Consider the following 8,154-nt stretch of genomic DNA (forward strand, 5'->3'; position numbering starts at 1 on the left):
CAGGCCGCCCCAGGTCGAGCCGGTGGGCCGGTTGGCCTGGTAGTCGGCGCCCACGCTGAGCGTGGTGTCGGGCGTGAGGTCGGCGTCGATCACGCCGTAGAAGACCTGCTTGCGCGCGTGGTAGAGATCCACATGGGAGTCGCGCTCTTCGGCCATGCCTGCGACGCGCGCGCGGATGCGGCCGTCCTGCGTCAGCGGCATGGACAGGTCCACCGTGCCGCGATGGTGGTTCCACGAGCCCACGCTGGCCGAGGCCGAGCCCGTGAACACCTTGCTGTTGGCGTGCTTGCGCACCATGTTGATGGAGGCCGACGGATTGCCCGCGCCCGTGAGCAGGCCCGTGGCGCCGCGCACCACTTCGACGCGGTCATAGATGGTGGTATCGGTGCCCGAGTCACCGTAGAACGACAGGCCGATGGAGGTGGGCACGCCGTCGTACTGCAGGTTGTCCACGTAGAAGCCGCGCGAGTAGAAGTCCGAGCGGTCGCTGTCCGAGCTGACGACATGGATGCCGGTGACGCTGCGCATGGCGTCATTGAGCGAGAGCAGGCCCTGGTCCTCGATCTGCTGGCGCGTGAGCACGCTGACGGACTGCGGCGTGTCGCGCAGCGACAGGCTCAGGCCCGTGGCCGCCGCCGTGGCCGGCGTGGTGTAGGAGCCCGAGCCTTCGGTGGTGGGGCTGGCCTGGGCCGAGGCCGTGACCAGCACGGTCCTGAGTGTCTGGGAGGACCCCGCGCCTGCCGCACCCGCAGCACCCGCCGCGCCGGAGGTGGCCGGCACCACGGGCATCTCGCGCAAGGTGTAGCCGCCACCGGCCGAGCGCACGGCCGCCAGCGGCGTGCCCAGCAAGGCGCGGTCCAGCGCCTGCTCCACGGTGAAGCGCCCGCTCACGCCGCCGCTGCGCAAGCCTTCGGTGACGGCCGAGCCGAAGGTGACCAGCACGCCGGCCTCGCGCCCGAGCTGGTTGAGCACGCTTTCGAGCGGGCCGGCGGCAATGTCGTACTGGCGTTGCTGCGAAGCACCGGCAGCCGGCTGCGCCCAGGCCTGTGCCGGAGCCAGGGCGCCCGCGGCGGCCACCCCCGCCAGCGTGCCCGCGCACAGCACCTGCAGCGCCAGCGCCACCGGACGTAACGCCGGGGCCGCCGGGGATGGGCGGACGGTGGAGGCGGCAGTCTGCCGCATGGAGTTCTGGCGCATGGTCTGAGGGCGCATGGAAAGGCCTTGTTGCAATGGTTGTAGAGAAGCGTTGGCGCACGCTGCGGTGCGCTCCTGTCTCTGTTGACAGCCATCGTCGGCAAATCAGCTCAGATTTTTTTCAGGAAAGTGCGAAGGCCTTCATGCCGGCCGTGCCGCTCATGCCTTGGCCGCCCCGGCAGGCCGCACCATCACCCAGTAGCGCGAGAAGGAGTGGATTTCCACGGGCAGCGAGGAAGTCAGCGCGGCCAGCACGCGGTCGGTGTCGGCCAGCGGGTAGGCGCCGGAGACGTGCAGGCCGGCCACGGCCGGGTCGCAGCCCAGGCGCCCGCGCCGGTAGCGGCCCAGTTCGGCCAGGAAATCCTCCAGCCGCATGCGCGAGGCCACGAGCATGCCTTCGGCCCAGGCGCTGGCCGCCGTGTCCAGCGCGCCGGAGTGCACGGCCTGCTGGGCCGTGAACGTGCCCTGCTCTCCTGCATTGATGCGCTGCGCGGCATGCGGGGCATGCGCGGGCCGCAGTTGCACGGCGCCTTGCAGCACGCCCACTTCAACGCCGGACTCGCGCTCGCGCACCGTGAAGCGCGTGCCCAGGGCCTGAACGGCGCCCATGGCGGTTTGCACGATGAAGGGACGGTGCAGGCTGTCCGGCGCGGTCTGCACGAGGATTTCGCCACGCACCAGCTCCAGCACGCGCTCGGCCGCGCCGTAGCGCAGATTGAGGGCGCTGCCGGTGTTGAGCACCACGCTGCCACCGTCGGGCAGCGGCAGCCGGCGCTGCTCGCCCACGGCAGCCACCTGGTCGGCCGTCCAGCCGCGCCAGGCCTGCGAGCGCACGACGGCCGCGGAGCCTGCGCCCGAGACCAGCAGCACGGCCAGCGCCTGCACCGCACGGCGCCTGCCGGCCGAGCCGGGCGCGGCCAATGCGGCCCGCGCCAGCGGCATGGGAATGCCGGCCATCTGGCTGCCCATGGATTCGATGCGCTGCCAGGCGGCCTCATGCTCGGGGCTGGCCGCACGCCAGCGCTGCAGGCCAGCGTGCTGCCGGGCCTGGGCCTTGCCGGAGTTCAGTTGCAGCCACCATTGCACGGCCTGGCGGGCCACTTCGGCAGAAATGGGGGAAGAAGCGGAAGGGAACGCCTGCATGCCGCCTACTCCGGGAAGAAGCAGCGCATGGCCGCCTTGGCCAGATGCCGCTTGACGGTGGAGACGGAAATCCCCAGCTCGGCAGCGATCTCGCCATGGCCGAGCCCTTCGAGCTGGGCCAGCAGGAAGGCCTGCTTGGCCAGCGCGGGCAGGCGGCCCAGGCGGCGGTCTATCTCCACCAGGGTCTCCAGCACCATGAGCCGGACCTCGGGCGGCGGCGCCACAGGCTCGGGCATGGCGGCCAGGGCATCGAGATAGGCCTGCTCGATGGCGCGGCGGCGCACCTGGTTGATCAGCAGGTTGCGCGCAATGGTGGTCAGGTAGGCGCGCGGTTCCTGGAGCTGGTCCAGGCCCTTGGCGCCCAGCACCTTGAGGAAGGTGCTCTGCGCCAGGTCGGCCGCGTCGAAGGCATTGCCCACCTTCTTGCGCAGCCAGCCCTGCAGCCAGCCGTGGTGGGCCAGGTACAGGGCTGTGACTTCTCGGTACTGGGGGGCGGAGGCGGATGGCATGGCAGGTCCCGATTCCCTTGGGGGCGGGGCCCACAATCAAACAAGAATCATTCTTATTCGATTGTATCCATGCCAACCTGTCTCTGTTTCAGAAGCGGTAGCGCGCCGTCAGCAGCACATTGCGCGGCGCCCCGAAATGGTTGTTGTCCTGGGTGCTGCCAATGGCCTGGTAGTAGTACTTGTCCGTGAGGTTGTTGACGTTCAGCCGTATATCCAGCTGCCGGCTGAATTGGTAGCTCGCCGTGAGGTCCACCAGCGTATAGCCCCCCTGGCGCACGCCGTAGCCGGCCGAGCGGGTCTCGCTGCGCGTGCGCACGGATCCGCCCAGGGACCAGCGCTGCCAGGCGCCCGGCAGCTGGTAGCGGGCCGACAGCTTGAGCAGATGGCGCGGGGTCTGGGTGTCATAGGGCGTGCCGGCCTTGGCGACGTCCGAGTCGCGGACATGCTGCGCCCTGTTGTAGGTGTAGCCGGCCATCAGCTGCAGGGAGGGCGTGACGGCACCCGCCAGCTCGAACTCCACCCCCCTGCTACGCACCTCTCCGGTCTGCGCATAGCAGGACGCCACATTGGGACTGCACTGCGATTGCGGCAGTTGCAGCGGCAGATTCTTCTGGTTGATCTGGAACAGCGCCGCGCTGGCCTGCAGCCGGCCCTGGGCGTACTCGCCCTTGATGCCAAGCTCGAGGTTGCGTCCCGTCACCGGGTCCAGCAGCGCGCCTCTGGCGCCCTGGTTGCTCTGGGGCTGGAACACGCCGGTCCAGCTGGCATAGGCGGAATGCCGGCTGTCCAGCGCATAGACCAGGCCTGCATAGGGCGTGATGCGGTCATGGACCCGGTACCTGCTGGAATCGCTCCATTCCCCCGAGCGCGTGAGCATGTCGTAGGAGTAGGAATCCACGCGCGCGCCCAGCAGCGCGGTCAGGGGCTGCGCGACGCTCAACCGCAGTGTTCCGTAGGCACCCAGCTGCCGCTGGTGGCCGCGCCGCGACCACAGGGTGTTGATGGCCGGCCGGGCAACGGAGCCCGGGTCCCAGGTCATGGGGTCCACGATCTGCTGGTAGTCCGACGGCCACCCGCCAGGCCCGTCGTCGTCGCTGTTTTGCCTCACGCTGGCACCGAAGACCATTTCATGGGTACGGCCCAACCATTGCCAGGGCCCCTGCGCGAAGGCGTCGAGACTGTATTGGGTCTTCTTGTAGGCATAGGCTCCCACGCCCTGGCCGAAGTCGGCGGAATCTTCCAGCGGATACAGGTAGGTCCCCAGCATGTCCATCTTCGCCTGCAGCACGCGTGCGGTCAGTTGGGTCTTCCAGCCGTTGCCCAGGCCATGCTCCAGTTCAGCGAAGAGGCTGGCGTTTTCCTTGTTCCAGTAGGCCCAGTCAGGCGTCACGCGCGCCGATCTCGGCAGCGGGTAGAAGCTGCCGTCACGCCGCGTGGGCAGGCCGTTCCAGTCGGCGCCGGGGTTGTCTTCCCTGTTGTAGTAGCCGCCCAGGCTCAGCCGCGTGCGCGGGGCGATATCGGCCTCCAGCGTGCCGTAGACCAGTTGGCGCTCATGGCGGTACGCCCGCTTGAAGGTGTCCGTATCCTGCAGGGCCACCACGGCGCGGCCTCGCAGCGTACCGGCCGCATTGAGCGGGCCGGACGCGTCGATTTCGCCGCGCAGGTTGTTCCAGGAGCCCAGGCTGCCCGTCAGCGAGACCTGAGGGACATCCGTGGGGCGCTTGCGCACGAGGTTGATGGTGCCGGACGGATTGCCCGTGCCCGTCATCAGTCCGGCAGCGCCGCGCAGCACCTCCACGCGGTCGTACATGGCCATGGTGGCCAGGCCCTGCGTGTCGTAGTCGAAGGCCAGCGGCACGCCATCGGCCAGGAAAGAGTTGACCTCGAAACCCCGCAGGAAGAACTGCGTGCGTTCTCCGCCTCCGATCTGGCGTGTGCTCAGGCCCGTGGCATCCAGGGCAACCTCCTCCAGCGACTGAAAACCGCGGTCATCGATCTGCTCGCGCGTGATCACGCTCAGCGATTGCGGGGTCTCACGCTGCGACAGGCCCAGCCGTGTCGCCGTGCTGCTGGGTCCGGTGGCCGCATAGCTGCCCGATCCTTGCGTCACGGCGCTGCGCTCGGCCTGCGCCGTGACCAGCACCTCGCCCAGCGCGGTGGCGCCTGCCGCCTGGACGGCCTGGGTCGCCTGCCTGCGCAGCGTATAGCTGCCATCGCTGCGCGCCACCATGTCCAGCCCGCTGCCGGCCAGCAGGCGCTGCAGCGCCTGCTGCGGCGCGTAGTGGCCGGACAGGGCCGGGCTGGTGAGCCCTTCGGTCAGCGCAGGATCGAAGGACAGCGAAATACCCGCCGCCGTGGCCACGCCGGCCAGCGTGCGGCCCAGCGGCCCGGGCGCAATCTGGTAGGTCTGGGCTGCGGGGGCCGGTTCGGCCGCCTGCACGGCGCCTGCGGCCAATGCCATGCCCAGCAGGGCCAGTCGGGCGGCATGCGCCAGGGGATGGAAGACGGGATGCGGCATGGGTACGGCAGGCATGGAAATCGGTCCTTGGAGGCGGTGAAGAAAGAAGCTCTTTCCCCGTTGCCAGCCGAGATCCGAAAAAGTGTCACCCTGCCTCGATTTTTCTAGTTCCTGGCGACCACGGTGATCCAGTAGCCGCGCATGCGCGTCTGCACGTCGACGGGATAGGTGGAGGCCAGCATGGTCAGCGTCCGGTCCGTATCGCCCAGGGGGAAGGAGCCGGACACGCGCAGCGCGCGCACCTCGGGCGCGCACTGCAGCAGGCCGGGCCGGTAGCGCGACAGTTCGGCGCAGAACGCGGCCAGCGGCATGGCGTCGGCCATCAGCATGCCGTGGGTCCAGGCCGTGGCTTCGGGCTGCAGGGGCTGGGGCGCGGTCACCTCCCCCGCTCGCAATACCGTTTGCTGACCGGCTTGAACGACCAGCGCCGGGCTGGCGGCGCCACGCAGCGTCACTTCCACGGCTCCCTCGGTCACGGCCAGGCGCACGGGGCCGCCGTCCGCCCTGCCCCCCTCCTGCCGCACGGTGAAGCGGGTGCCCAGGGCGCGCAGCCGGCCATGGGCGGTGTCCACGACAAAGGGGCGGCGCGGTGTGGCGGTATCGGCCGCCGTTTCTATGGAAATCGCGCCCTGGCGCAGGGTGAGCAGGCGCAGTGCGCCATCAAACCGGATGTCCACCGCGCTGGCCGTGTCCAGCATGAGGCGGCTGCCATCGGCCAGATGCTCGGTGCGGCGCTCGCCGGTGGCGGTGCGCAGGTCGGCGCCCCAGCCGCGCTGGTCCGCCGCACTCCATACCAGCCAGCCTGCAGGCGCCACGGCCAGCAGCGCGGCCAGCCGGGCCACGGCGGCGCGGCGCTGGGCGCGGTGGCTTCGGGGCCGGTCCAGCGCCGGCATGGCCAGCGCTGCAGGCAGGCCGCCCAACTTGCCCAGCAGCCGCTCGGCACGCTCCCAGGCCAGGGCATGCTGTGGGTCGGCCTGGCGCCAGCGCTCGCAGGCGGCGCGGTCGGCATCGGTGGCGCCGCTGTCGTGCAGGCGCATCAGCCATTCGGCGGCCTCGTCGAGCACGCGCGCTTGCAGGGGCGTCTCCATCACGCCATTGCCACCAGGCATTGGCGAAACGCCTGGGCCATGTAGCGCTTGACGCTGGTGAGCGAGACCTCCAGCTGCTGCGCGATGTCCTCGTACTTCATGCCGTCCAGCTGGGACAGCAAAAACGTGCGCCGCACGATGGGCGGCAGCGCGTCCAGCATGGCGTCTATCTCGTGCAGGGTCTCCAGCACCAGGGCGCGCTGCTCAGGCGAAGGCGCCACGGGCTCGGGCAGCGCGGCCAGGGCTTCGAGGTAGGCCCGCTCCAGCGCCTGGCGCTTGTACCAGTTGACGAGCACGCCCTTGGCCACCGTGGTCAGGTAGGCACGCGGCTCCTGCACACCGGCCAGGTCGCGCACGCCCAGGATGCGCACGAAGGTGTCCTGCGCCAGGTCCGCCGCATCCGCCCCGTTGCCCAGCCTGCGGCGCAGCCAACCCTGCAGCCAGCCATGGTGGGCGGTGTACAGGGAGGCGGCTTCTCGGTGCTGGGGGGTGGAGGCGGATGGCATGGCAGGTCCCGATTCCCTTGGGGGCGGGGCCCGCAATCAAACAAGAATCATTCTTATTCGATTGTATCCATGCCAGGGAGCGTGCGAGAGCGCTTTCGACCGGCCTGATGGCGCAAGGCCTACCAGATGTACCCGAACCGAACCACCATGTTGCGCGCTTCGCCGTAGTTGCAGGCATTGGCGGAAAAGCACGACGCCGTGTGGTACTTGTCGAACAGGTTCTTCACCGTCAGGCTCACGCTGGCCCCGCGCCAGTCACTGCGCATCTTTCCCAGGTCATAGCGCAGCGAGGCATCCACCAGGGTGAACGACGGTACGCGGAAGCTGTTGTCCGCATCGCCCCAGCTCCAGCCGATGTAGCGCGCCCCCACGCCCGCTCCCAGCCCCAGCAGGTCGCCCCCAAAGGCATAGTCCATCCAGGCCGACGCCATCTTGCGGGGCACTTCGTAAGGCGACTTGCCCTGCACGTTGCCGCCCCACTGGTCTGGCTGGGCCCGGGTCACCTTGACGGGGTTGTAGGTCAGCGCGGCCAGGAGCTTGAGCCCGCGCGTGGGCTGGACTGCCGCCTCGAACTCGATGCCGCGAGAACGCACTTCGCCCTGCTGTATGGAATAGCGGACGTTCTCGGGGTCGGTGGTGAGCACGTTCTGCCGGCGCAGCTCGAAGGCGGCCAGCGTGAAGCTGCTGCGTTCGTCGGGCGAGTACTTGACGCCGACCTCGACCTGTTTGCCGGTTTCCGGATCAAAGGGCCGGTCGTTGCGGTCAGCGCCCATCAGAGGGACAAACGACTCGCTGTAGCTGACATAGGGCGCCACGCCGTTGTCTGCAAGATAGGTCAGGCCCACGCGGCCCGTGAAGGATTTGGGCTTGCGCACGCTGGTGGACACGGGGTCGGCCAGGCGGCTGGACTGCTCCAGGCGGCTCCAGTCGTGGCGTCCGCCCAGGGCCAGCACCCAGCGGTCCTTGCGGATGCGGTCCTGCACGTAGAGGCCTGCCTGCTGGGCGCGCTCATCGCGCAGCGCATCGGGCTGCAGCAGCGAGGTGTCGATGAAGCTGCCATAGACGGGCCGGTAGATGTCCAGCTGCGGACCGTCGGCGATATAGGAGTCGAAACTGGAGCGGCTGCGGTTGTAGTCCAGCCCCACGATGAGTTCATGCTGCAGGCCGGCCGCCGCGAATTGGCCCGACATGCTGGT

7 protein-coding genes are annotated in these 8,154 nt (G+C 69.3%); all 7 read right to left on the reverse strand.

The window, feature by feature from the left end; translation table 11 throughout:
* On the reverse strand, nt 1-1,212 hold a 1,212-nt coding region (locus tag ACM14_RS29605; RefSeq protein WP_139093525.1), incomplete at its 3' end, for a TonB-dependent receptor.
* A 141-nt stretch (nt 1,213-1,353) separates the two neighbouring features.
* Nucleotides 1,354-2,337 carry a FecR domain-containing protein gene (locus ACM14_RS29610; protein WP_065348122.1) on the reverse strand — a complete coding sequence of 328 codons (984 nt, stop codon included), beginning with the start codon at nt 2,335-2,337 and terminating at the stop codon, nt 1,354-1,356.
* A gap of 5 nt (nt 2,338-2,342) precedes the next feature.
* Nucleotides 2,343-2,846, reverse strand: coding sequence for a sigma-70 family RNA polymerase sigma factor (locus tag ACM14_RS29615; RefSeq protein WP_013802807.1), 504 nt, complete (start codon nt 2,844-2,846; stop codon nt 2,343-2,345).
* 88 nt (nt 2,847-2,934) lie between these two features.
* A complete protein-coding gene (locus ACM14_RS29620; protein WP_065348123.1) occupies nt 2,935-5,379 on the reverse strand; it encodes a TonB-dependent receptor in 2,445 nt (814 codons plus the stop codon).
* 89 nt (nt 5,380-5,468) lie between these two features.
* Nucleotides 5,469-6,473: a FecR domain-containing protein gene (locus tag ACM14_RS29625; RefSeq protein WP_065348124.1), complete on the reverse strand. Its 1,005-nt coding sequence runs from the start codon at nt 6,471-6,473 to the stop codon at nt 5,469-5,471.
* Complete coding sequence (locus tag ACM14_RS29630) at nt 6,452-6,958, reverse strand: sigma-70 family RNA polymerase sigma factor (protein WP_012205109.1); 507 nt, start codon at nt 6,956-6,958, stop codon at nt 6,452-6,454. The genes ACM14_RS29625 and ACM14_RS29630 overlap by 22 nt, the downstream gene beginning before the upstream one ends.
* Before the next feature lie 119 nt (nt 6,959-7,077).
* Nucleotides 7,078-8,154, reverse strand: a 1,077-nt coding sequence (locus ACM14_RS29635) for a TonB-dependent siderophore receptor (RefSeq protein WP_139093526.1), incomplete at its 5' end; no start/stop codon positions are given.

Origin of the sequence: Delftia sp. JD2, from assembly GCF_001682645.1 — a bacterium.
In the GTDB taxonomy this organism is placed as follows: domain Bacteria; phylum Pseudomonadota; class Gammaproteobacteria; order Burkholderiales; family Burkholderiaceae_C; genus Comamonas; species Comamonas acidovorans.

What these genes read in the sequence shown, in the direction of transcription:
- ACM14_RS29625 (WP_065348124.1), bottom strand. Translation starts at nt 6,473, where the DNA reads ATGCCTGGTGGCAATGGCGTGATGGAGACGCCCCTGCAAGCGCGCGTG.
- ACM14_RS29630 (WP_012205109.1), bottom strand. Translation starts at nt 6,958, where the DNA reads ATGCCATCCGCCTCCACCCCCCAGCACCGAGAAGCCGCCTCCCTGTAC.
- ACM14_RS29615 (WP_013802807.1), bottom strand. Translation starts at nt 2,846, where the DNA reads ATGCCATCCGCCTCCGCCCCCCAGTACCGAGAAGTCACAGCCCTGTAC.
- ACM14_RS29610 (WP_065348122.1), bottom strand. Translation starts at nt 2,337, where the DNA reads ATGCAGGCGTTCCCTTCCGCTTCTTCCCCCATTTCTGCCGAAGTGGCC.
- ACM14_RS29620 (WP_065348123.1), bottom strand. Translation starts at nt 5,379, where the DNA reads ATGCCTGCCGTACCCATGCCGCATCCCGTCTTCCATCCCCTGGCGCAT.